This window comes from Microbacterium arabinogalactanolyticum (genome assembly GCF_030268005.1).
Lineage (GTDB): Bacteria > Actinomycetota > Actinomycetes > Actinomycetales > Microbacteriaceae > Microbacterium > Microbacterium arabinogalactanolyticum.
In genome coordinates, this window is the sequence record NZ_BRZC01000002.1 from 180804 (window position 1) to 203210 (window position 22407).

General features: G+C 70.0%; 20 protein-coding genes. 15 read left to right on the plus strand and 5 right to left on the minus strand.

Annotated elements, in window-relative coordinates; translation table 11 throughout:
• The first annotated feature begins 32 nt into the window (after positions 1-32).
• The 3 genes from MIAR_RS01450 (at position 33) to MIAR_RS01460 (ending at position 2173) form a co-directional block, all read left to right on the plus strand.
• Entirely contained in the window at positions 33-1214 is a 1182-nt protein-coding gene (locus MIAR_RS01450) for a class I SAM-dependent methyltransferase (RefSeq protein WP_285630259.1), read from the plus strand.
• 126 nt (positions 1215-1340) lie between these two features.
• A complete protein-coding gene (locus tag MIAR_RS01455) occupies positions 1341-1949 on the plus strand; it encodes an ArsR/SmtB family transcription factor (RefSeq protein ID WP_285630261.1) in 609 nt (202 codons plus the stop codon).
• A gap of 2 nt (positions 1950-1951) precedes the next feature.
• Complete coding sequence (locus MIAR_RS01460) at positions 1952-2173, plus strand: hypothetical protein (RefSeq protein WP_285630263.1); 222 nt, start codon at positions 1952-1954, stop codon at positions 2171-2173.
• A gap of 68 nt (positions 2174-2241) precedes the next feature.
• On the opposite strand, the gene MIAR_RS01465 is transcribed toward MIAR_RS01460, so the two are convergent.
• Positions 2242-2457: a hypothetical protein gene (locus tag MIAR_RS01465; protein ID WP_285630265.1), complete on the minus strand. Its 216-nt coding sequence runs from the start codon at positions 2455-2457 to the stop codon at positions 2242-2244.
• Between the two features lie 2 nt (positions 2458-2459).
• Positions 2460-5033 carry a valine--tRNA ligase gene (gene valS / locus MIAR_RS01470; RefSeq protein ID WP_285630267.1) on the minus strand — a complete coding sequence of 858 codons (2574 nt, stop codon included), beginning with the start codon at positions 5031-5033 and terminating at the stop codon, positions 2460-2462.
• A gap of 165 nt (positions 5034-5198) precedes the next feature.
• Here valS and MIAR_RS01475 point away from each other — a divergent pair, with 165 nt between their 5' ends.
• Genes MIAR_RS01475 through MIAR_RS01490 form a run of 4 tightly spaced genes read left to right on the plus strand, consistent with a single transcriptional unit; the run spans position 5199 to position 10084 of the window.
• Positions 5199-6833: an ABC transporter substrate-binding protein gene (locus MIAR_RS01475; RefSeq protein WP_285630269.1), complete on the plus strand. Its 1635-nt coding sequence runs from the start codon at positions 5199-5201 to the stop codon at positions 6831-6833.
• 13 nt (positions 6834-6846) lie between these two features.
• Positions 6847-7809 (plus strand): ABC transporter permease, encoded by a 963-nt coding sequence (locus MIAR_RS01480; RefSeq protein WP_285630271.1) that lies wholly within the window; start codon positions 6847-6849, stop codon positions 7807-7809.
• Positions 7806-8609: an ABC transporter permease gene (locus MIAR_RS01485; protein ID WP_285630273.1), complete on the plus strand. Its 804-nt coding sequence runs from the start codon at positions 7806-7808 to the stop codon at positions 8607-8609. Before MIAR_RS01480 ends, MIAR_RS01485 begins: the two co-directional genes overlap by 4 nt.
• On the plus strand, positions 8606-10084 hold the full coding sequence (locus MIAR_RS01490) for an ATP-binding cassette domain-containing protein (protein WP_285630274.1): 1479 nt from the start codon (positions 8606-8608) through the stop codon (positions 10082-10084). The genes MIAR_RS01485 and MIAR_RS01490 overlap by 4 nt, the downstream gene beginning before the upstream one ends.
• 25 nt (positions 10085-10109) lie before the next feature.
• Here the strand turns inward: MIAR_RS01490 and MIAR_RS01495 are convergent, their stop codons facing one another.
• The gene (locus MIAR_RS01495) at positions 10110-10760 is read right to left on the minus strand and encodes a pentapeptide repeat-containing protein (RefSeq protein ID WP_285630275.1); all 651 of its coding nucleotides are present in this window, start codon (positions 10758-10760) and stop codon (positions 10110-10112) included.
• A 66-nt stretch (positions 10761-10826) separates the two neighbouring features.
• On the opposite strand from MIAR_RS01495, the gene MIAR_RS01500 reads away from it, so the two are divergent.
• The 7 genes from MIAR_RS01500 (at position 10827) to ndk (ending at position 18546) form a co-directional block, all read left to right on the plus strand.
• Entirely contained in the window at positions 10827-10979 is a 153-nt protein-coding gene (locus tag MIAR_RS01500; RefSeq protein ID WP_285630276.1) for a ribbon-helix-helix domain-containing protein, read from the plus strand.
• Positions 10976-11662, plus strand: coding sequence for a VOC family protein (locus tag MIAR_RS01505; RefSeq protein WP_285630277.1), 687 nt, complete (start codon positions 10976-10978; stop codon positions 11660-11662). Before MIAR_RS01500 ends, MIAR_RS01505 begins: the two co-directional genes overlap by 4 nt.
• A 206-nt stretch (positions 11663-11868) precedes the next feature.
• Positions 11869-12711, plus strand: coding sequence for an endonuclease domain-containing protein (locus MIAR_RS01510; RefSeq protein ID WP_285630279.1), 843 nt, complete (start codon positions 11869-11871; stop codon positions 12709-12711).
• A gap of 334 nt (positions 12712-13045) precedes the next feature.
• Complete coding sequence (ileS, locus tag MIAR_RS01515; RefSeq protein ID WP_285630280.1) at positions 13046-16372, plus strand: isoleucine--tRNA ligase; 3327 nt, start codon at positions 13046-13048, stop codon at positions 16370-16372.
• Positions 16369-17721, plus strand: coding sequence for a bifunctional folylpolyglutamate synthase/dihydrofolate synthase (locus MIAR_RS01520; RefSeq protein ID WP_285630282.1), 1353 nt, complete (start codon positions 16369-16371; stop codon positions 17719-17721). The genes ileS and MIAR_RS01520 overlap by 4 nt, the downstream gene beginning before the upstream one ends.
• Positions 17718-18128 carry a DUF4233 domain-containing protein gene (locus MIAR_RS01525; protein ID WP_285630284.1) on the plus strand — a complete coding sequence of 137 codons (411 nt, stop codon included), beginning with the start codon at positions 17718-17720 and terminating at the stop codon, positions 18126-18128. The genes MIAR_RS01520 and MIAR_RS01525 overlap by 4 nt, the downstream gene beginning before the upstream one ends.
• 1 nt (position 18129) lies before the next feature.
• Entirely contained in the window at positions 18130-18546 is a 417-nt protein-coding gene (ndk, locus tag MIAR_RS01530) for a nucleoside-diphosphate kinase (protein WP_285630287.1), read from the plus strand.
• 58 nt (positions 18547-18604) lie between these two features.
• On the opposite strand, the gene MIAR_RS01535 is transcribed toward ndk, so the two are convergent.
• Positions 18605-19213, minus strand: coding sequence for a vitamin K epoxide reductase family protein (locus MIAR_RS01535; RefSeq protein ID WP_285630288.1), 609 nt, complete (start codon positions 19211-19213; stop codon positions 18605-18607).
• Between the two features lie 269 nt (positions 19214-19482).
• On the opposite strand from MIAR_RS01535, the gene MIAR_RS01540 reads away from it, so the two are divergent.
• Positions 19483-22017, plus strand: a complete 2535-nt coding sequence (locus MIAR_RS01540) for an Rne/Rng family ribonuclease (RefSeq protein ID WP_285630290.1) — start codon at positions 19483-19485, stop codon at positions 22015-22017.
• Here MIAR_RS01540 and MIAR_RS01545 read toward each other — a convergent pair.
• Positions 21982-22248, minus strand: a complete 267-nt coding sequence (locus MIAR_RS01545; RefSeq protein ID WP_285630292.1) for a DUF4031 domain-containing protein — start codon at positions 22246-22248, stop codon at positions 21982-21984. The two genes, MIAR_RS01540 and MIAR_RS01545, sit on opposite strands and share 36 nt — an antisense overlap.
• Between the last annotated feature and the right edge of the window lie 159 nt (positions 22249-22407).

Here is a 22407-nt window from a genome sequence, read left to right on the forward strand (position 1 = left end):
GGGATGTCGGTGACCCCGTGCAGGATCGGCTCATGGATGCCGAGCTCACCGCGCGACGAGGACTGATCGACCAGCTGACCGAGCAGGGGAGCATCCGCTCCGCGCGCGTCCGGGATGCGTTCGAGCGGGTGAGGCGCACCGCGTTCATCCCGGACACGCCACTCGAGGAGGTCTACGCGGATCGCACCCACACCGTCGCGGAGGACGACGGCGTCAAGGTCAGCACGGTCTCGGCTCCATCGATGCAGGCGTTGATGCTCGAGATCGCCGCGCCTGTGCCGGGCGATGACGTGCTCGAGATCGGCTCCGGGGGTACGAACGCCGCGCTGCTGGCCGAGATGGTCGCACCGGGCGGATCCGTGTGGACGGTCGACATCGACGATCGGGTGGTCGAACGCGCACGGGCGTCCCTGGGGCGGCATCCCGCGCCCGTGCCGGTGCGGGTCGATCGCATCGACGCCTGGGAGGCGGGTACGCCGATCGCCGCAGGGTCATTCGACCTGGTCGAGTTCACCGTCGACACCTGGACCTTCCCCTCCTGGCTGCCGGCGGTGCTGCCGACGGGCGGTCGAGTGGTCGCACCGATGAGCATCTGCGGGGTCGGATGCGGCTGGGCGCTCGAGAAGGATGATGACCGGCTGATCGGAAGGGCCTCGTTCGGCGGGGGATTCGTCGGCGCGCGCGGTGCGGGTGCGGAGGGCGACGAGCCGGACGAGATCCGGAGCGACGATGTCGTGCTCGCTCCCGATCGCGACCTGGAGACAGGATGGCTGGCCTCGGTGCTGTCGCGGGAGGGCGACGCGACCGGGGTCGTGACGCATCGGGCCATCGGGTCGTTGTATCTACCGCTCTTCCTGCGACTGCTGTGCGGACCCGAGCGCGCCGGATCGATCCGCAGCGCGTCGCGGAGCAAGGCGAACGGATTTCCCGGGGCGTCGTGGATGAGGACGCCGGTCTGGCTCGCGGACGACGGGCTCGCGGTGATCGATCATCGCCTGGCCGGTGACGGCGTCGACGTCTTCGTGAGATCCTTCGGGTCCGACGGTCCCGTTCTCGCCGAACGCATGGCCGAGCGGTTGCGCACCTGGCAGGAGGACGAGGGAGGTCCGGTCTTCGAGGCGATCCCCGTCGACGCAGTGCGACAGGAGGTGCCGGAGGCCGTCCGCGTGCTGCGGCGCGGGCCGTGGGAGTTCCGGCTTTCCTGGCAGGGGTGACGCTCGGGATGCGCGGGCATCTGCGGCGGAGCGCTGTGCGACGCCGCGGCGCAGGAGAATCGCTGCAAAGAAACTCGTGCAAAGAAATGCTTGCAAAGAAAGTCTTGCATAGGTATCTTTGTATCTATGACGGAGCATGAAGAGGGACGGACGCTCGATGCCGGAGCGCTCAAGGCGCTCGCACATCCGCTGCGTGTGCGCATCTACGATCTGCTCAGTGAACGAGGCCCCCAGACCGCGAGCAGCCTCGCGGCGCTGATCGGCGAGACCTCCGGGGCGACGAGCTACCACCTGCGGGCGCTGGCCGCCAAGGACCTCATCCGAGAGGTCGAGGGACGGGGGACAGCGCGCGAGCGGTGGTGGGAGCGCCCGAAGGGGCGCATCAACCTTCCCGGACCCGACGACAGGATGTCGCCGGCCAACCGGGCAGCGGCGCAGATCGTCACCTCAGAGTTCTTCCGGCTGCGTCACCAGACCCTGATGGACTACCTCAACCGTCCGGACTCCGAGCAGCCGGAGGAATGGCGGGATGCCGGGCTCGTGATGACCACGACCCTCGATCTCACCCCCGAGCAGATGGCCGAGCTCAAGCAGGAGCTCTCCGACGCGGTCGACGCCGCCATCGAGCGCTACCGCGGGCAGGAGGGCGCCCCGGGCACCCGGCGCGTCTCGCTGCGTGCCGAGATCTTCGACCTTCCCGCGGCGATCAGCCGCGGCACGACCGACCAGGAGTGATCATGACCGCCGCAACGCTTCACCTCGCTTCACCCACGACCACCGAGCGCGCTCTGCTGAAGATCGCCGACGCCATCACCGCGTACACCGAGAACCGCCGCCTGCTGCGCGCGGAGCGTCGGGACATCGCACTCGACCTGCTGCGCGAGCAGCAGGCGCGCAAGCAGGACCCGCGGGCCCTCGAGTACGCGATGCTGTCGATCGGCTCGCGCCCGCGTCGTTGACCGCGGAGCAGACGAGGAGACCCCGGACCGCTGATCGCGTTCCGGGGTCTCCTGCGTGTCGGGTCGCGCTAGTCCTCGAACGGCCGCGCGATCACCTCACCGGATGCCGTGAGCAGGACCTCCCAGCCGGCATCCAGCTCGGCGAGGGGACGGCCCTCGAGCCAGGTCAGGGTCCAGTGGCCCGTCAGCCCCCGCTCCTCGACCTCAGCGATCGCGGGGCGAAGGTCGGCGGGGACGGAAGCCGGCGGCTCCGAACCCGTCGCCCAGCGTGTGCCGAGCTGCATGATCAGGCCTCCACCGGGGCGAGCTCGATCGCGGTCACCGCGAGCTCCTCTGCCTCGGCGAAGCTGAGCTCGGCGATCCGGCCCACGGCGCGCAGATCGTCGGCCGCCGCACGCAGCGCCTCGATCTTGGCCGCCGGTGCCGCGATTGTCGCGGTCGACACCGGGGTCTTCTGCGAGGCCTTCGCCTCGGTCTTCGCCCGGCGGATGCCGACCAGCGCCTCGCTCGCGGTGGCGAGCACGGCGGGGTCGCCCTCGATGTCCAGCGCCTCGGGCCAGGAGGCCGTGTGGATCGAGCCCTCCTCGAACCAGCTCCACGCCTCCTCGGTCGCGAACGACACGATCGGGGCGAGCAGGCGCAGCAGGGTCGACAGCGCGAGCCGCAGCGCGAGGGCGGCGGATGCCTGGCCCACGTCCGTCTGGTCGTAGGCGCGCTCCTTGACGAGCTCCAGGTAGTCGTCGCAGAAGGCCCAGAAGAACGCCTCGGTGACCTCGAGGGCCTTGGCCTGGTCGTAGTTCTCGTACGCCGCGGTGGCCTCGCGAACCACCCGGTCGAGGGTGGCGAGCATCGACGCGTCCAGGGCATGCGTGACCTGCGCGCCCTCCGGAACCGGGAACGAGAGCACGAACTTCGCGGCGTTGAGGATCTTGATCGCGAGGCGCCGGCCGATCTTGACCTGCGTCGGGTTCTGCGGGTCGAACGCGGCGTCCATGCCGAGGCGGCTCGAGGCCGACCAGTAGCGCACGGCATCCGAGCCGTGCTTGTCGAGGATGTCGGCGGGAGTCACCACGTTGCCCTTGGACTTCGACATCTTCTTGCGATCGGGGTCCACGATGAAGCCGGAGATCGCCGCGTTGCTCCACGGCGCGCGCTGGTCCTCGAGAGTCGAGCGCAGCATGGTGGAGAACAGCCAGGTGCGGATGATGTCCTGACCCTGCGGGCGCAGGTCGAACGGGGCGACCAGGTTCCACAGGTCCTCGTCGCGCTGCCAGCCGCCGGCCAGCTGGGGGGTGAGCGAGGAGGTCGCCCAGGTGTCGAAGATGTCCTGCTCGGCGTCGAAGCCGCCGGGCACTCCGCGCTGCTCGGCCGTGTAGCCGGCAGGCACATCGCTGGTCGGGTCGATCGGCAGCGAGTCGTGCGAGGGGGTGATCACGCGGTCGTAGTCGCGCTCCCCGTTCTCGTCGAGGCCGTACCAGAGCGGGATCGGCACGCCGAAGAAGCGCTGACGCGAGATCAGCCAGTCGCCGGTCAGGCCTCCGACCCAGTTCTCGTAGCGCACGCGCATGAAGTCGGGGTGCCAGGCCATCTGGCGGCCGTTCTCGAGCAGGTCGTCGCGCAGCTTCTCGTCGCGGGCGCCGTTGCGGATGTACCACTGGCGGGTCGAGACGATCTCGAGGGGACGGTCGCCCTTCTCGAAGAACTTCACGGCGTGGTTGAAGGGCTTCCCCACCTCGATGAGGTCGCCGGACGCCTGCAGCAGCTCCACCATCGACTTGCGGGCGCTGAACACCGTCTTGCCCGCGAGCTCCGCGTACGCGGCCCGGCCGGCATCCGACACGATCGCCTCGGGCGCGTCGGCCAGCACGCGGCCGTCCTTGCCGAGGATCGTGCGGTTGGGCAGGTCGAGCTCGCGCCACCAGATGATGTCGGTCACGTCACCGAAGGTGCAGATCATGGCGATGCCGGAGCCCTTGTCGGGCTGGGCGAGGTGATGCGCCAGCACGGGCACCTCGACGTCGAAGACCGGCGTGCGCACGGTGGAGCCGAAGTACGGCTGGTAGCGCTCGTCGTCGGGGTGCGCGACCAGGGCCACGCAGGCGGCGAGCAGCTCGGGCCTGGTGGTCTCGATCTGGATGTCACCCGATCCGTCGCTCCTGCGGAACGCGACGCGGTGGTACGCCGCCTGCTGCTCGCGGTCCTCGAGCTCGGCCTGTGCGATCGCGGAGCGGAAGTCGATGTCCCAGAGCGTCGGGGCGAGGGACTGGTACGCCTCGCCGCGCTCCAGCCCGCGCAGGAACGCCAGCTGGCTCTGCCGGATCGTGTCGTCCGAGATCGTGCGGTAGGTCTGGGTCCAGTCGACGCTGAGACCCAGCTGGCGGAACAGGGCCTCGAACTGCTTCTCGTCCTCGATGGTCAGCTTCTCGCACAGCTCGATGAAGTTGCGGCGGCTGATCGGCAGCTGGTCGGCGGCGCGGGAGGACTTGTTGTCGCCCCCCTCGAACGGCGGCGTGAAGTCGGGGTCGTAGGGGAGCGAGGGGTCGCAGCGCACGCCGTAGTAGTTCTGCACGCGGCGCTCGGTGGGCAGACCGTTGTCGTCCCAGCCCATCGGGTAGAACACGTTCTTGCCGCGCATCCGCTCGAAGCGGGCCTTGATGTCGGTGTGCGTGTACGAGAACACGTGACCGATGTGCAGGCTGCCGGAAGCCGTGGGAGGGGGCGTGTCGATCGAGTAGACGCCGGTGCGGCCGGCTTCTGCGGCACGCAGGCGGTCGAACAGGAACGTCCCCTGCTCGGACCAGCGCTCACCCCACTTCGCTTCGAGACCCTCGAGTGCGGGCTTGTCGGGAATGACGGACATAGGGGTCTCCTTGAGCGATGTGTGCGGCACTGTGTGAGCGTGCCTGAGTGTGGGTTGTGGGGCGAGTCTACCGGGCATCCGCCGGTGCGACGTAGATCGACCCGGTCCAAGAAACCGCGGATAGGATGGAACGTCACCCTTTCCGCACTCTCCCGAGGTTCCCGAATGCCTTCCTTCCCCGTGCGCCGGCTTCTTCCGCTGGCGGCTCTCGCCGCAGCATCCGCACTCATCCTCAGCGCCTGCGCCGGACCCGCCACCTCCGGCGGGACGGATGCCGGGGCGGATCCCGACGCCGAGCTCAGCTGGGCGATCGAGGGCGCCAACCTCTCGAACGGTCACATGGACCCGCAGACCAGCCAGCTCGACGTCTCAGCCATGGTGCAGCGTCAGGTGCTCGACTCCCTGGTGTTCCAGGAGGCCGACGGCTCGTTCTCTCCGTGGCTCGCGAAGAGCTGGAAGGTCTCCGACGACGGCAAGGCGTACACGTTCGAGCTGCGCGACGACGTGACCTTCACCGACGGCACCCCCTTCGATGCCGCGGCCGTCAAGGCGAACTTCGACCGCATCATCGACCCGAAGACCGAGTCGGCATCCGCGGCGGCCATGCTCGGCGGCGAGCTGTACGCGGGCACCGAGGTCGTCTCCGACCACACGGTCGAGGTGGACTTCACCTCTCCGTACGCGCCGTTCCTGCAGGCGGCCAGCACCGCCCAGCTCGGCTTCTGGTCGCCCAAGGTCCTCAAGAACTCGGCCGCGCAGCTCAAGGCGGGCGGCCCCGACGTGAACATCGGCACCGGCCCGTTCAAGCTCACCGAGTACACGGCCGACCAGGAGATCGTCTACACCCGCAACGACGACTACGCCTGGGGCCCCGACGGCGCCAAGGCGCCGAAGATCAAGACGCTGCGCGTGGAGATCCTGCCCGAGGCCTCCGTCCGCGCCGGGGTGCTCAGCTCCGGAGAGGCGCAGGTCGCCAGCCAGCTCCCGCCGAGCACCGTGAAGGAGCTCGGCAAGGACATCACCGTCAGCGCCAAGGAGTACCCGGGCCTGCCGTACTCGCTGTTCCTCAACGAGAAGCACGGCGTCTTCGCCGACCAGAAGGTGCGACAGGCGTTCGAGCTGTCGATCGATGTGGACGCCGCCGTGAAGCAGATCTTCTTCGGCGAGTTCCCGCGCGCGTGGAGCATCCTCGGCCCGACAACTCCGGGCTACGACAAGGCGCTGGAGGGCACCTGGAAGTTCGACCCCGAGAAGGCCGGCCGGCTGCTCGATGAGGCCGGCTGGACCGCCCGCGACGGCGAGGGCTACCGCACGAAGGACGGCAAGCGCCTGTCCGCGCGCTGGATCGCCTGGACTCCGGTCTCGGACGAGCACACCGCCATGGCCAACGCCATCCAGTCCGACCTGAAGAAGGCCGGCTTCGAGGTCGTGCGCGAGACCCTGGAGCCCGCCGCCTACAACGAGCAGTACGGCCCGAAGACATACGACCTCACCGACTGGGACTACTCCGGCGTCGACGCGGACCTGCTGCGCAACCATCTCGGCACGGACGGGTTCCAGAACGCGTCCCAGGTCAGCGACCCGGCCGTCGACAAGCTCCTGCAGGACGGCCTGTCGACCACCGACCCGGCCGCGCGCGCCAAGATCTACCAGCAGGTGCAGCAGTGGAACGCCGAGCACGTCGCGATCGTCCCGCTCTACGTCTCCTCGCTCATCACCGCGTCGGACAAGGGCGTCAAGGGCCTGACCTACGACCTGTACGGGCGTCCGCAGTTCTACACCGCGAGCCTGGCCGGCTGAGTCGCGTTCCGACGTGTCGCGCGCACTGATCCGGAGCGCCGGGATCCTGGCATCCGTCGTCATCGTCCTGTGGGGCGCGGCGACGCTCGCCTTCCTGGCGTTCCGGATCATCCCCGGCGACGCGGTCTCGGTCATGCTCGGCCCGCAGGCCCAGGTGAGCGAGGAGGTGAAGGACGGCATCCGCGCCGAGCTGGGGCTGGATCGTCCGCCGCTGGTGCAGTACCTGTCGTACCTCGGCGGGCTCCTGCACGGAGACCTCGGACGGTCCTACCAGCTGCGGATGCCGGTGACCGAGGTCATCGGGCGCCAGCTCGGTCCCACAGTGCAGCTGACCGCCCTGGCGCTGCTGATCGCGCTCGTTCTGGCTCTCGCCGCGGCCCTGTTCGCCCGACGCGGGTTCGCGCGGGGCGTGGTCGTGGCGGCCGAGCTCATCGTGCTGTCATCGCCCGTGTTCTGGATCGGCCTGCTGCTGCTGGCGGTGTTCGCGTTCACGCTCGGCTGGTTCCCCGTGGCGGGTTCGCGCACGCCCGCGACGCTCGTCCTGCCGGCGGTCACCCTGGCGCTTCCCGTCGCCGCTCTCATCGGGCAGGTCCTGCGCGACGGAATCGATGCGGCCGAGCGTCAGCCGTTCGCGGAGACCGTGCGGGCGCGGGGTGCGACCCCGGCACGGCTCGTGCTGCGGCACTCCCTCCGGCACGGAGCCGCGAGCGCCCTGACGCTGACCGCGTACCTGGTCGGCTCGCTGCTGGGCGGGGCTGTGCTCGTCGAGACCGTGTTCGCACGCCCCGGTCTCGGGCGCGTGACACTCGCAGCGATCGTCAACCGCGATCTGCCCGTTGTCGCCGGGATCATCATGCTCAGCGCGCTCGTGTTCGTGATCGTGAACGTGCTGGTGGAGCTGCTGCATCCGCTCATCGACCCGCGCCTGGGCGCGTCGGGACGCTTCGAGGCCCCTGCGATCGGGGAGCGACGATGAAGGCGGCGGGGCTCTGGATCGCCGGGCTGTATCTCGCGCTCGTCGCACTGGCCGCATTCGCGCCCGATCTTCTCGCGACGCACGACCCCCTGCAGACCGACGTCCGTGCAGCGCTGCAGCCGCCGAGCGGCGCGCATCTGTTCGGCACGGATCAGTCCGGCCGTGACGTGCTCGCGCGGGTCGTGCACGGAGCCGCGCGCTCCGCGGGCATAGGCCTGCTCGCCACCGCACTGGCGCTCGTGGCCGGCCTCGCCGTCGGTGCGCTCTCCGGGATCGCACCGCGGTGGGCGGATGCCGTGCTGATGCGCGTGACCGACGTCCTCCTGGCGTTCCCCGAGTTCCTGGTCGCCCTGATCGTCGTGGCCGTGCTCGGCCCGGGCGGGGCGAACGTCGCGATCGCGGTGACGATCGCCGCCGTCCCGGTGTACATCCGGCTGGCGCGCACGCAGACCCGCACGCTGCGGGTCGCCGAGCACGTCGAGGCCGCGCGGATCCTCGGGGTCGGGCGGATGCGGGCGTTCGTCCGGCACGTCGTGCCGGGCGTGCTGGGCTCCCTCAGCGTGCTCGCCACCATCGGCATCGGCTCGGCGATCCTCGCCGCCGCAGGCCTGAGCTTCCTGGGACTCGGTCCCGCCGAACCGCAGCCCGAATGGGGGCTCATGCTCGCCGGTGGCCGCAACGTGCTGGGCCAGGCCTGGTGGATCTCCGTGTTCCCGGGGCTTGCGATCACTCTCACCGTCATCAGCGCCACCGTGCTGGGCCGAGCGCTGCGCGCGCGGATGGAAGGGCGGGCCGCATGAGCGCTGTGGACGTGCAGGGGCTGCGCATCGCGTTCGGTGACCGCGCCGTGGTGGACGACGTGTCGTTCACCGTGGAGCCGGGGGAGTGCGTGGCGATCGTCGGGGAGTCCGGCGCGGGCAAATCGCTCACCGCCCGGGCGCTGCTCGGGCTGCTCCCCGGTGGGGCGTCGGCGACGACCGAGCGGCTGCACATCGCGGGCACGGATGCCGCGCGGCTGGGGGAATCCGGATGGCGGACGCTGCGCGGGCGCAGGATCGCCCTGGTCTCGCAGGACGCGCTGGCGGCGCTCGACCCGCTCCGCCGGATCGGGCGCGAGGTGGCCGAGCCGATGGAGATCCACGGCCTGCGTGCCGACGGCGGGCGCGTGCTCGAGCTGCTCGAGTCGGTGTCGATGCCCGACGCGGAGCGCCGGGTGCGCAGCCGGCCTCAGGAGCTCTCCGGGGGTCTCCGGCAGCGCGCGCTGATCGCGTCCGCGCTTGCGGCCGATCCCGAGGTGATCGTCGCCGACGAGGCGACGACGGCGCTGGATGCCACCGTGCAGGCTCGCATCCTGGAGCTCCTGCGCGGCATCGCGGACAGCGGCCGCGCCGTCGTGTTCATCAGCCATGACTTCGCGGCCGTTCGCAGGGTGGCCGACCGGGTGATCGTCATGCAGGCCGGCCGCATCGTCGAGCAGGGCTCGGTGGACGAGGTGATTCGGTCGCCCCGCAGCGACCACGCGCGCGAGCTCGTGGCGGCCAGCTCGCCGGCTCCGCGATCGAGCGCGCCCGCGTCGGGGACAGCGCTGCTGCGTGCCGCGGATGTCTCGAAGTCGTTCGATCGTCCCGCCGTCGTGGGGGCGAGCTTCGTCCTGCGGGCAGGGAGCACGCTGGGCGTGGTGGGGGAGTCCGGATCGGGCAAGACGACGCTCGCACGGATGATCGTCGGCGTGCAGCATCCGGATTCCGGCGCTCTCGAATGGGTCTCGCCGCAGCGGGTGCAGTTGGTGCACCAGAATCCGCTCGGTGCGTTCGATCCGCGATGGACGATCGGCCGCTCCCTGCGCGAGGCGCTGCAGGCCGCCGGCGTGCCACGTGCGTCCCGCGCTGCGCGGGCACTCGAGCTTCTCACGGAGGTCGGCCTGGACGGCGCGCTCGCACGCCGTCGCCCGCATGAGCTCTCCGGCGGTCAGCGTCAGCGCGCTGCGATCGCCCGCGCGCTCGCCGCCGACCCGCAGGTGCTGGTCCTCGACGAGCCCGTCTCGGCCCTGGACCCGACGGTGCGACAGCGTGTGCTCGACCTGCTCAGCCGCCTGCAGCGGGAGCGCGCGCTCACGATGGTGTTCGTCTCGCACGACCTCGCCGTCATCGCCGCGGTCAGCGACGACGTGCTGGTCATGCAGGACGGGGTGATCGTGGAGCAGGGCGCGGTGGCCGAGGTGTTCGCCGATCCCCGGCATCCGTTCACCCGGGAACTGCTCGCGGCAGGGCGCTGATCCCGCCGCACGCGATCGGGTCGCGTCAGTCCCGCACCGAGATCCCGGCGGATGCCGCGAACGCGGGCGCCAGCAGCTCCACCTGCCGGACGGTGAGAGTCGTGCCGCGCAGCGATGCGACGTCGAGGAACGAGAGCGCGTCCAGACCGCGGAGATCCACGTGCGAGGCCTGCAGTCCACGTGAGTCGACCTCGTCCGCGTGCGTGCCGTCGAACGCGACGCGGGTGAGGGTGGCGCCGGGCAGATCGAGGGCCGTGATCCGGCATCCGTCGATGCGCACGTCCACGGCCTTCGTGGCCGAGAGCGTCAGGTAGTCGATCCGGACGCCGCGCAGTTCGAGTTCGTGGATGCGGGTATCGGTCAGATCGAGGGTCCCGATCCGTCCGCCGGAGATGCGGACGCGGCGCAGGCTCGCCGTGCGCGCCGGAAGATCGGCGACGCGCAGGTCCCGCAGTTCGACATCCATGAGGGTGGCGCCGCGAAGGTCGAGGGAGTCGGCGACGCCGGTCAGCACGCACTGCTCCAGGGAGGAGTGCGCCAGGTCGGCGTCGCCCTCCAGCTCGATCAGCGCGGCGATCAGGTCCGCGCTCCGGCGGGGCGGCGCAGGGTCCAGGTGATCGGGCAGATCGGGTGCGGACACGAGGGGCGGACGGAGATCCTCACTGCGGCGGGCCATGCGCTCGACTCTAGGCGAAGGCACCGACGGCTTGCCGCGCCATGTGATCGTGGCTATATTGCTAGCATGCAGTCAAGCGACGCGAAGGTGCAGTTCAACGTCTACCTGCCGCCCGACGTGGTCCGCGCGGTCAAGCACCGCGCCATCGACGAGGAGTCCAGCCTCTCGGCCCTCGTCGAGCGTGCACTGCGGCAGTACCTGGAAGGGGTCGAATCGTGACCACGACCGTGCAGCAGATCGTCTACTCCCGGCATCCGGAGCGCTGGCACGCCCTCGCCGAGGCGCTGGGATTCGTCGCGCCCTCCCCGCCCGAGCCCGACTGGGCCGAATTCGACGGGGGAGGTGTGCTCGCCGTGCACGGCGAGACCGACGACCACCCGGACGGCACCGTGGACGTGCACCTGCTGGTCGACGACCTCGACGTCGCGCAGCAGGCGCTTGCGGGGCGCGACGTCGCGCGTACGACACTGGAGGGCGTCGGGGACATGCTTCTCGTGCGCCTCGCATCAGGTCTCGGCATCAGCGTGTCGGCAGGCGCCCGCGCGACCACCGGTCCGATGGCGGTGCAGCCGATCCTGTTCCAGGAGGACGTGGCCGAGGCCCGAGGCGTCCTCGAAGAGCTCGGACTGCGCGCCGACATCGTCGCCGACCGCGGTGGCTGGGTGGAGCTGCACGCGTCCGGCGGCGGGTCCGTCGGAGTCCACCGGGCATCCGAGCCCGCTGCCGGCCTGGGCTTCCTCGCCGACGGCGACCTCGACGCGCTCGCCGCGCGGCTGAGGGATGCCGGGTTCGAGGCGTCCGTCGTCGACGAGGCGTACGCCCGCACCGTCCGCATCGCGGAACCGGAGGCCTGGATCAACGGCGTCCAGACCGACCTGTACGGCCACCACCGCGAAGCCTGACCGTTCCTCGCCGTACGCTTCGCGCGGAGATGTGCGCTTCGTGCGGACGAATTTCCGGGATCTGTCCGCTCGAGGTGCACATTCCCGCGCGAAGCGCTCGCGCCGATGAGGGCCATTCCGCCTGCACACTCGGACCTCCAGGTCGATTCGTCCACATTCGCCGGATTCCGAGTGCGGGTCGCGCCAGGGTCGAGCACCATGTCGTCATGGCTCCCCGGATCTCGGCCCTCATCGACTTCGTGTCCGACTGCGGCGGCTACGTGCGCACAGCACGGGTGACCGAGCGCGGTTTCGGCCGTCGCACGGTGGATGCCGCAGTCGCAGGCGGTCTGCTCACTCGACCGCGCCGCGGCTGGATCGCGGTGAGGAGCACGCCCCGGATGCTGTACGACGCGATGACATTCGGCCTTGTCCTGACCTGCCGCACCGCCGCGCAGCACTACGACATCTGGCTCCATGATCCGGAGGGTGAACCGCATGTCGCGGTTCCGGTGGCCCGGGGCGGTCGCGTGCCGGTCCGAGCCAAGGTGCATTGGGGTGCGCCGCTGATCCCTCGCGATCCCGACGCTCTCATCGATCCGATCGAGAACGTGCTCGCATACATCGCTGAGTGCGAGCCATTCGAGCAGGCCCTCGCCACTTGGGATTCGGCGTTCAACAAAGGCCTGGTGGAGATGGCAGCCATGTCACGTCTTCTATTGCGCCCCGCGGCACGTCGGGTGCTGGCGGAGGCATCGCCGTTCGCGGATGCCGGACTCGAGACCTACCTGCGGACGAGATTGCGCTGGCTGCGTGTGCCGCTGCGCATCCAGACGTGGATCCACGGTCATCGGGTCGATGCCCTGATCGGCGCGCGGCTCGTCGTGCAGATCGACGGGAAGCATCACGTCGGCGCGCAGCGCTCAGAGGACATCAAGCACGATGCTGAGCTGAAGCTCCTCGGCTATCACGTCATCCGGGTGTCCTACACGCAGGTGATGTTCGACTGGCCGGCCGTTCAGGACCTCATCATGCGTGCCGTCGCGCAGGGACTTCACCTCGAGGCCTGACTTAGCCGTGCGCTTCGCGCGGAGATGTGCGCTTCGTGCGGACGAATTTCCGGGATCTGTCCGCGGGAGGTGCACATTCCCGCGCGAAGCGCACACGACGATGGGGGCGGAAGCCTGACCGGATGCGCGTAGAATGGCCGGACAAGCACTGATCCGGCCATCACCGGGGAGCTCTCGGAAGAACGTCCTGCGGGGCCACTAGAACCGAGCGGGGCAGGCCCGTCATCGCCGCAGTGAGAGTGGCTTCGCGAGAAGCACGTCGGGTGGTACCGCGGTCCGTCGCAGCACGGGTCGTCCCGGCAGCAGCATCCGCCCACGACCACTGCGAGACACGATGACCTATCCGCGCACCTCAGGCACGGCCTTCGGCCCGGCCGCTGTCACTCCGAGCCCGCGCTTCCCCGAGATCGAGACCGAGGTCCTCGACTTCTGGAAGACGGATGACACCTTCCGCGCCTCCATCGCGCAGCGCGAGGGCGCCGACGAGTGGGTCTTCTACGACGGACCTCCCTTCGCGAACGGCCTGCCGCACTACGGTCACCTGCTCACCGGGTACGCCAAGGACCTGTTCCCGCGCTTCCAGACCATGCTCGGCAAGAAGGTCGACCGCGTGTTCGGATGGGACACGCACGGCCTGCCCGCCGAGCTCGAGGCGATGAAGCAGCTCGGACTGACCGAGAAGAGCGAGATCGAGGACATGGGCATCGGCGTCTTCAACGGGAAGGCGCGCGACTCCGTGCTCGCGTACACGCGCGAATGGCAGGACTACGTGACCCGTCAGGCGCGGTGGGTCGACTTCGAGCGCGGCTACAAGACGCTCGATCTCGGGTACATGGAGAGCGTGCTGTGGGCGTTCAAGACCCTGTTCGACAAGGGGCTCGCCTACGAGGGCTACCGTGTGCTGCCCTACTGCTGGCGCGATGAGACGCCGCTGTCCAACCACGAGCTGCGCATGGACGACGACGTCTACCAGGACCGCCAGGACCCGTCCGTCACCGTGACGTTCCCGCTCACCGGGGCCAAGGCAGAGTCCCTCGGCCTCACCGCCGTGCGCGCCCTTGCCTGGACGACGACGCCGTGGACCCTTCCGACGAACCTCGCCCTCGTCGTGGGCCCCGACATCGAGTACGTGGTGCTGCCGGCCGGGCCGAACGGCGCCGCCGACGTCGTGACGGGGGACGACCCCGCCGAGACCGCCGCGCACCGCTACCTGCTGGCTCGCGACCTGCTGGGCGGCTATGCCAAGGATCTCGGATACGAGTCGGCCGAGGAGGCGCTCGCCGCAGTCGACCGCTCGGTGCTCGGCAAGGAGCTCGAGGATGTCACCTACGACCGGCTGTTCGACTACTACGCGGACGCCGAGACCTGGGGCACGGAGAAGGCGTGGCGCATCCTCGTCGACGACTACGTCACCACCACCGACGGCACCGGCATCGTGCACCAGGCGCCCGCCTACGGTGAGGACGACCAGCGCGTCTCCAACGCCGCGGGCATCCCGACCATCCTCTCGCTCGACGACGGCGGCAAGTTCCTGCCGAACGTCACCGACGTCGCCGGCGTGCTCTGGATGGAGGCCAACACGCCGCTGATCCGCCTGCTGCGCGCGGCGGGGCGGATGCTGCGCGAGCAGAGCTACGTGCACTCCTACCCGCACTGCTGGCGCTGCCGGAACCCCCTGATCTACAAGGCGGTCTCGAGCTGGTTCATCCGCGTGACCGACGTCAAGGATCGGATGCTCGCGAACAACGAGCAGATCACCTGGGTGCCGGAGAACGTCAAGCACGGCCAGTTCGGCAAGTGGCTCGAGGGTGCGCGCGACTGGTCGATCAGCCGCAACCGCTACTGGGGCTCGCCGATCCCGATCTGGAAGAGCGACGACCCGACCTACCCCCGAGTGGACGCCTACGGCTCGCTGGAGGAGCTGGAGCGCGACTTCGGCACGCTCCCGCACAACGAGAACGGCGAGGTCGACCTGCACCGGCCCTACATCGACGACCTCACCCGGCCGAACCCCGACGACCCGACCGGGAAGTCCACGATGCGCCGCATCGAGGACGTCTTCGACGTGTGGTTCGACTCCGGCTCGATGCCGTACGCGCAGGTGCACTACCCGTTCGAGAACCAGGAGTGGTTCGACTCGCACGCGCCGGCCGACTTCATCGTGGAGTACATCGGGCAGACCCGCGGCTGGTTCTACGTGATGCACGTGCTCTCCACCGCCCTGTTCGACCGCCCGGCGTTCACCGGGGTCAGCTGCCACGGCATCGTGCTCGGCTCCGACGGCTACAAGATGTCGAAGTCGCTGCGCAACTACCCCGACGTCAGCGAGGTGCTGGACCGCGACGGCTCGGACGCCATGCGCTGGTTCCTGATGTCCAGCTCGGTGCTGCGCGGCGGCAACCTCGCCGTCACGGAGGAGGGGATCCGCGCGGGCGTGCGGGAGTTCCTGCTGCCGCTGTGGAACTCGTGGTACTTCTTCGCCACCTACGCGAACGCCGCGACCCCGGAGGGCTACGAGGCGACCTGGCGCACCGATTCCACGGACGTCCTGGACCGGTACATCCTCGCCCGGCTCGGGGACCTCGTCCGCGACGTGCGCGCCGACCTGGAGGGGCTGGACTCGACCACGGCGTCCGCTCGCCTGCGCGACTTCGCCGAGGTGCTGACGAACTGGTACATCCGCCGCTCCCGCGACCGCTTCTGGGAGGGGACCGCCACCGAGGCGTTCGACACGCTGTACACGGTGCTCGAGACCCTCACCCGCGTCGCGGCGCCGCTGGTGCCGCTGATCAGCGAGCGCATCTGGCAGGGGCTGACCGGCGGGCGCAGCGTGCACCTGACGGACTGGCCGGACGGCGAGGCGTTCCCTGCAGCGGATGACGTGCGCGATGCCATGGACGCCGTGCGCGAGCTGTCCAGCGTCGGCAACGCCCTGCGTAAGAAGGAGAAGCTGCGCGTGCGGCTGCCGCTCGCCCGCCTCACTGTCGTGTCGCCGCTCGCCGACGATCTCGCGCAGTTCGAGGGCATCCTCCGCGAGGAGCTCAACGTCAAGACGGTGGAGCTGGTGAAGCTCGGTGAGGACACGGCGCGGGAGTACGGCATCAGCCATCGTCTCAGCGTCAACGCCCGCGCCGCGGGCCCCCGGCTCGGCAAGGACGTGCAGAAGGTCATCCGCGCCGCGAAGGAGGGCTTCTGGACCGAGGACGCCGGCGTCGTGACCGCTGACGGCATCGCGCTGGAGCCGCACGAGTACGAGCTGGTGCTGGAGACCACCGGACGCCCGGAGGGAGAGGCGCTCGCGGTGCTGCCCACGGGCGGGTTCGTACTGCTCGACACCGCGACCACGCCGGAGCTCGAGGCCGAGGGCCTGGCCCGCGACGTGATCCGCGCCGTGCAGGACACCCGCAAGAGGGCCGGCTTCGACGTGAGCGACCGGATCCGCCTGCAGCTGCGCTTCACGGATGCTGCTGATGCGGATGCCGTGGAGTCGGCGTTCGTCCTTGCGGATGTCGCCGGCGAGACCCTCGCGGTCGAGCACAGCCTGCTGCGTGCGGACGCCGAGCTCGGCGAGAGCGAGTTCGAGAACGTGATCGGCAAGGGCACCTACGCCAACCGCGGCGACTTCACGGTCGCCGTCGCCCGGACGGGAGCAGCGAAGTGAGCGACGTGCAGAGGGCGGACGCCGTCTACGAGAAGCTGCTGGAGCGTGCGGGGGAGCGGTGGGTGCAGCCCCGCAAGGAGCGGGTCGCCCGCATCCTCACCCTGCTCGACGATCCGCAGCGCACCTACCGCGTCGTGCACATCACCGGCACCAACGGGAAGACGTCGACCGCGCGGATGATCGAGAGCCTGCTGCGCGCCCACGGGCTGCGCACCGGTCTCTTCACCAGCCCGCACCTGAAGCGCTTCACGGAGCGCATCATGATCGACGGCGAGCCGATCGCGGATGCGGCGGTCGCCGACGCGTGGGATGAGATCGAGCCGTTCGTCGGCATCGTCGACGCCGAGCTCGAGGCCGCCGGGGATGCCCCGCTGACCTTCTTCGAGCTGCTCACGGTGCTCGCCTTCGTGGCGGCGGCGGATGCCCCGGTGGACGTGCTCGTGCTCGAGGTCGGCATGGGCGGTTCGTGGGACTCCACCAACACCGCCGACGGCGACGTGGCGGTGTTCGCCCCGATCGACATGGACCACGCCGACCGGCTGGGCGACACGATCGAGAAGATCGCCGAGGTCAAGGCCGGGATCATCAAGGACGGCGCGGCCGTCGTCTCCGCCCAGCAGAAGCCCGAGGCCGAGGCGGTGCTGCGCCGCGTCGCCGCCGAGAAGGGCGCGACCTACGCGAGCGAGGGCGAGGACTTCGGGCTGTCGGCGCAGAAGCTCGCCGTGGGCGGCCAGATGATCAGCATCCGCGGGCTCGCCGGCGAGTACGCCGACGAGTACCTGCCGCTGTACGGCGCGCACCAGGGCCACAACGCGGCCCTCGCCGTCGTCGCCGTGGAGTCGCTGATCGGCGGTGGCTCGCAGCGCATCGCCGGTGAGATCATCACCGACGGGCTGCAGAACGCCACATCTCCGGGCCGCCTGCAGCTGGTCGGCATCGCGCCGACCGTGGTCGTGGATGCCGCGCACAACCCGCATGGTGCGGCGTCGCTGGCTCGCGCTCTGGACGACAGCTTCGACTTCGACGAGTGGGGGCTCGTGCTGGGCGTCTTCGCCGACAAGGACACCGCCGGCATCGTCGACACTCTGCTCCCTGCGGTCACCGAGGTGTTCGCGACCTCGCCCGACTCCGAGCGAGCCGAGGAGGCGGATGCCATCGCCGACCTGGTCGAGGAACGCGGCCGCCGCGCGAGCGTGCACCCCACGCTCGCCGAGGCCGTGGACGCCGCGCGCGAATGGGCGTCGGCCTCCGAGCGGCGTGCAGTCGTGATCGCCGGGTCGATCGTGCTCGCAGGTGAGGCACTGCTGCTCTCCGAGGAAGAGGACTGGAAGAGCGGATGGCGCGGATGACGGCCTCGCGCGCGCCCCGCGCCAGGACTCCGCGCACCCTCGCGCAGAAGCTCGGCGCCATCGTGCTGGGCTTCGAGGCGATCGTCGTCTTCCTCGCCGGGCTGACGGTGTACGGGCTGAACGTGCTGCCGCAGGGGATCCCCGCGTGGTGGGGGATCGTCGGCGGCATCGTGCTCGCCGTCGCGATGATCGCCCTCTCCGGTGCGATCTCCCGCCCCGGCGCGATCGCGACCGGGTGGGTGCTGCAGGCGCTCGTCCTGGCATCCGCCCTGCTCGTCCCCGCCATCGCGCTCGTCGCGCTGATTTTCGGCGGCATGTGGGGATATGCGACGATCGTGGGGGCCCGGATGGACCGCAGACAGGCGGACACCCACGCACAGCCCGAGACTCACACAGAGAGCGAATGACATGGCCACTGAAGAAACCCTCGTCCTCGTCAAGCCTGACGGCGTCGCCCGCGGCCTGACCGGCACGATCCTCGCCCGCATCGAGGCGAAGGGCTACGCGCTCGTCGACATCCGCCTGGTCGAGCCCGACCGCGACCTGCTCGCGGCGCACTACGCCGAGCACGAGGGCAAGCCGTTCTACGAGCCGCTCCTCGAGTTCATGATGTCCGGTCCGTCCGTGGCGATCCGCCTGGCCGGCAACCGCGTCATCGAGGGCTTCCGCTCCCTTGCCGGCACCACCGACCCGACCACCGCCGCGCCCGGCACGATCCGCGGCGACTTCGGCCGGGACTGGGGCCTGAAGGTGCAGCAGAACCTCGTGCACGGCTCGGACAGCCCGGAGTCGGCGGCGCGCGAGCTCGGCATCTGGTTCAGCTGAACCCCGAGGACATGAAAGAGGGACGCCCCGACGGGGCGTCCCTCTTTTCGCATTCGGATCAGAAGAGGCGCAGGAGCTCGCCGATCAGATCCCCGCCTGCCATGTAGGCCATCACGACGATGACGGCGAAGCAGAGGATCGAGGCGAGCGGCGTCCAGGCCATCAGACGGCCGAAGGCCTCCTGCACGGACTTCTTCTTCGACAGCGTCCCGTTCCGGCCGAGATGCACCACCGTGGTGAGGAAGGTGGGAATCATCACGAGGTAGGTCAGACCGCACCAGGGGCACAGCGTGTGCAGCGAGAAGAACGTCTGCCAGATCAGCCAGGCGATGAACGCGAACGCTGCGGCGATGCCGACTCCGAAGAGGGCCCAGAACCAGCGCGGGAACCGCACGCCCGCGACGACGGCGACGCCCATGACGAGCACGGCCATCCAACCCGTGAGGCCGATGATCGGGTTCGGGAAGCCGAACACCGAGCCCTGCCAGGAGTCGAGATTCGCGCCGCACTGCACGAAGAAGCTCAGGTTGCAGCCCAGCTCCGCCTGGGGATTCTCCAGGCTGATGAACTTGTCCATCGTGAGCTGGAAGGCGGCCCACCAGCCCACCACGCTCGCGAGGATGAGCCAGATGCCGTACCCGATGTGCCGTGTGCGCTGTGCGGTCATGTCGGGATTATCTCAGCGTTCGCTATGCGGTTCGGGTGAGGACATGACGCGCGCCGCACGCTCGGATGACACCGTCGAACGATCGGGATGCGATAATGGACGCAGGTGTCGTCGTGAGAAGTCACGACCGCATCGACAAGACTTCGGGACCGGATGTCCCACGCGATCCAGCCACTGAGCGGATCGCATGCCGATTGAGTTCGCGGCTGCTGTTTCGCCGCACGAGTTTTCGCGGCGCACGCAGTGCCCGCGCAGGGAGCTAGCCAGAGATGGCCGATGAGAACGATGACAAGAACACCCCTACCCTCGACACGACGCCGGCGCAGCCGGTAGTCGAGGACGCGCCGGTCGCGGAGACGGACGAGTCCGTCGCCGTGGAGCCGGATGCTGCGCCTGAGACGGTGTCCGAGGCGGATGCCGCTCCCGCGGCGGACGTTCCGTCGACGGAGGCGACGTCCGACGGCGAATCCGAGCCCGGGGCGCGTGAGGTCGCCGACGCCGAGGCGCCGGCATCCGCGCAGTCGCCTGGGGCCGAGGCATCCGCGCCGGCTGCGGTCGACAGCGCCGCGGAGGCTGAGCTGCCCGCCGAGTCGGAGCAGCCTGCCGCAGAGGCTGAGACGTCCGCCGAGGTCGAGACGCCCGCGGGGGAGACGCCCTCCGACGCCGAGACGCCGGCGGAGGAGAAGCCCTCCGAGCCGGAGCGGCCGTCCGCGCCCGAGCCCGTCACCGCGGTGAGCCTGGGCCTGCTGCCCGAGGTCTTCGTCTCCAAGGTCTCCACGCAGCTGCACTTCTACGCTCCCGAGATCGTCCCGCTGCCGGCATCCGCCGCTCACGACGATGAGGACGACGAGCGCGGCTCGGCGTTCTCGCGCCGGGGCAGCAGCACACGTCGCCGCCGCGGCGGCGACGGAGACGAGGGTCGTGACGAGCCGCGTCAGCGTCAGCGCACGGTCGAGTACATCACCGAGCCGAAGGCCATCAAGGGCTCCACCCGCCTCGAGGCCAAGAAGCAGCGCCGCCGCGACGGTCGCGACGCCGGCCGCCGCCGTCCGGTGGTCACCGAGGCCGAGTTCCTCGCCCGCCGCGAGTCCGTCGACCGCATGATGGTCGTGCGCGCCAAGAACGGCCGCACCCAGATCGGCGTGCTCGAGGACAACGTGCTCGTCGAGCACTACGTCGCCAGAAACCAGGACGCCTCGCTGATCGGCAACGTCTACCTCGGACGCGTGCAGAACGTGCTGCCGAGCATGGAGGCCGCCTTCGTCGACATCGGCCGCGGCCGCAACGCCGTGCTCTACTCCGGCGAGGTGGACTGGGACGCCGTGGAGACGGGCAACCAGCCCCGTCGCATCGAGCTCGCCCTCAAGCCCGGCGACCGCGTGCTCGTCCAGGTCACCAAGGACCCGGTCGGACACAAGGGCGCCCGCCTCACCAGCCAGATCTCGCTGCCCGGCCGCTACCTGGTGTACGTGCCAGGCGGCTCCATGAACGGCATCTCGCGCAAGCTGCCCGACAACGAGCGCGCCCGCCTGAAGCGCATCCTCAAGGAGGTGCTGCCGGAGTCGTCCGGCGTGATCGTCCGCACCGCGGCCGAGGGCGCCACCGAGGAGCAGCTGACCCGCGACGTGCAGCGGCTCACCTCGCAGTGGGAGCACATCCAGAAGCTCGTGCAGACCCAGCAGGCGCCTGCGCTGCTGCACGCCGAGCCCGACCTGCTGGTCAAGATCGTCCGCGACGTCTTCAACGAGGACTTCACCCGGATGACCATCCAGGGCGATGACGCGCACCGCACCATCAGCGCCTACCTCGAGAGCGTGGCCCCCGACCTGCTGGAGCGGGTCGAGACCTACACCGACGATGTCGACCCCTTCGACGCGTACCGCATCACCGAGCAGATCGAGAAGGCCCTGGACCGCAAGGTCTGGCTGCCCTCGGGCGGTTCGCTGGTCATCGACCGCACCGAGGCCATGACGGTGGTCGACGTCAACACCGGCAAGTTCGTCGGCTCGGGCGGAAACCTCGAGGAGACCGTCACCAAGAACAACCTCGAGGCCGCCGAGGAGATCGTCCGCCAGCTGCGCCTGCGCGACATCGGCGGCATCATCGTCGTCGACTTCATCGACATGGTGCTCGAGTCCAACCGCGACCTCGTGCTTCGCCGCCTGGTGGAGTGCCTGAGCCGCGACCGCACGAAGCACCAGGTCGCCGAGGTCACCTCACTCGGTCTCGTGCAGATGACGAGGAAGAAGCTCGGCCTGGGCCTGCTGGAGACCTTCAGCGAGCCCTGCGAGGTGTGCGCCGGCCGCGGTGTCGTCGTGCACCACGACCCGGTCGTCAAGCACCGCGGCGGACCGGCGAGCAGCAGCCAGGGGCGTCGCTCGCGCGGCTCCTCCGCTCCGCAGCAGGCTCCGCAGGCCGCTCCCGCTCAGCCCGCTGCAGCGGCGAACGGCGGCACCCACAGCATCACGGAGGGCGCGAAGTCGGCTCTCGCCGCGATCGCGGCCTCCACGATCGTGCCGACCACCGGCGAGGTGCCCGTGGTCGCGCAGGAGCCGGTCGACGCTCCCGAGGCGCCCGAGCGGCCCAAGAAGAGCCGTCGCAAGCGCGGTGGTGAGCGACGCGGGCCGAAGACCGAGGCCGAGCAGCTGCTCGACTCCGTGCTCGACGCGCTGCCCGAGCCGAAGGCCCCCGGTCAGGGGCGCAACCGCCGCCGCGTGACCACGGCGATGCTCACCGCCGGCTCGGCGTCGGCCCAGGGGGCATCCGACTCAGCGTCGATCCCTGCCCCGGACGCGAAGTCCTGAGGCGATCAGCCGCCTTGTGAGCTCCTTGCCGCCGACGTGCACAGCGCCGGCGGCAAGAAGCCGCGGGAGGGCGTCCTCGGGGACGTCGTAGTGGTCCAGGTCGAAGGCGCGCCGGGGAAGCCCCTGCGCGGCCGCGAACGCATGCAGCTCGCCGAGGTCCGCGTCGCTGACCAGGTGCGCCCAGAGCCGTCCGTGCGCCGGCCAGATCGGGTCGTCGACGAGAACGGTCATGCCGCGATCCTAGGCCCGTGACACACCCCGCCGCTCACTTTGCGGCATGGCCTCGCTTCAGGTAAAGTAGTCCTTTGGTGCGAGACCCCTGTCTGCTCCCCGGGCGGCAGGAGAAGTCTTGCGTCCGCACCCTTCGCGAAGGCGTCGTACGCAAGCAGA

Excerpts from the sequence above, each read along its gene's own strand:
- MIAR_RS01475 (WP_285630269.1), top strand. The coding sequence starts at position 5,199 with ATGCCTTCCTTCCCCGTGCGCCGGCTTCTTCCGCTGGCGGCTCTCGCC.
- MIAR_RS01460 (WP_285630263.1), top strand. The coding sequence starts at position 1,952 with ATGACCGCCGCAACGCTTCACCTCGCTTCACCCACGACCACCGAGCGC.
- MIAR_RS01535 (WP_285630288.1), bottom strand. The coding sequence starts at position 19,213 with ATGACCGCACAGCGCACACGGCACATCGGGTACGGCATCTGGCTCATC.
- valS (WP_285630267.1), bottom strand. The coding sequence starts at position 5,033 with ATGTCCGTCATTCCCGACAAGCCCGCACTCGAGGGTCTCGAAGCGAAG.
- MIAR_RS01495 (WP_285630275.1), bottom strand. The coding sequence starts at position 10,760 with ATGGCCCGCCGCAGTGAGGATCTCCGTCCGCCCCTCGTGTCCGCACCC.
- MIAR_RS01455 (WP_285630261.1), top strand. The coding sequence starts at position 1,341 with ATGACGGAGCATGAAGAGGGACGGACGCTCGATGCCGGAGCGCTCAAG.
- MIAR_RS01510 (WP_285630279.1), top strand. The coding sequence starts at position 11,869 with ATGGCTCCCCGGATCTCGGCCCTCATCGACTTCGTGTCCGACTGCGGC.
- MIAR_RS01525 (WP_285630284.1), top strand. The coding sequence starts at position 17,718 with ATGACGGCCTCGCGCGCGCCCCGCGCCAGGACTCCGCGCACCCTCGCG.
- MIAR_RS01485 (WP_285630273.1), top strand. The coding sequence starts at position 7,806 with ATGAAGGCGGCGGGGCTCTGGATCGCCGGGCTGTATCTCGCGCTCGTC.
- MIAR_RS01490 (WP_285630274.1), top strand. The coding sequence starts at position 8,606 with ATGAGCGCTGTGGACGTGCAGGGGCTGCGCATCGCGTTCGGTGACCGC.
- MIAR_RS01450 (WP_285630259.1), top strand. The coding sequence starts at position 33 with ATGGATGCCGAGCTCACCGCGCGACGAGGACTGATCGACCAGCTGACC.
- ndk (WP_285630287.1), top strand. The coding sequence starts at position 18,130 with ATGGCCACTGAAGAAACCCTCGTCCTCGTCAAGCCTGACGGCGTCGCC.
- MIAR_RS01540 (WP_285630290.1), top strand. The coding sequence starts at position 19,483 with ATGGCCGATGAGAACGATGACAAGAACACCCCTACCCTCGACACGACG.
- ileS (WP_285630280.1), top strand. The coding sequence starts at position 13,046 with ATGACCTATCCGCGCACCTCAGGCACGGCCTTCGGCCCGGCCGCTGTC.
- MIAR_RS01500 (WP_285630276.1), top strand. The coding sequence starts at position 10,827 with ATGCAGTCAAGCGACGCGAAGGTGCAGTTCAACGTCTACCTGCCGCCC.
- MIAR_RS01465 (WP_285630265.1), bottom strand. The coding sequence starts at position 2,457 with ATGCAGCTCGGCACACGCTGGGCGACGGGTTCGGAGCCGCCGGCTTCC.
- MIAR_RS01545 (WP_285630292.1), bottom strand. The coding sequence starts at position 22,248 with ATGACCGTTCTCGTCGACGACCCGATCTGGCCGGCGCACGGACGGCTC.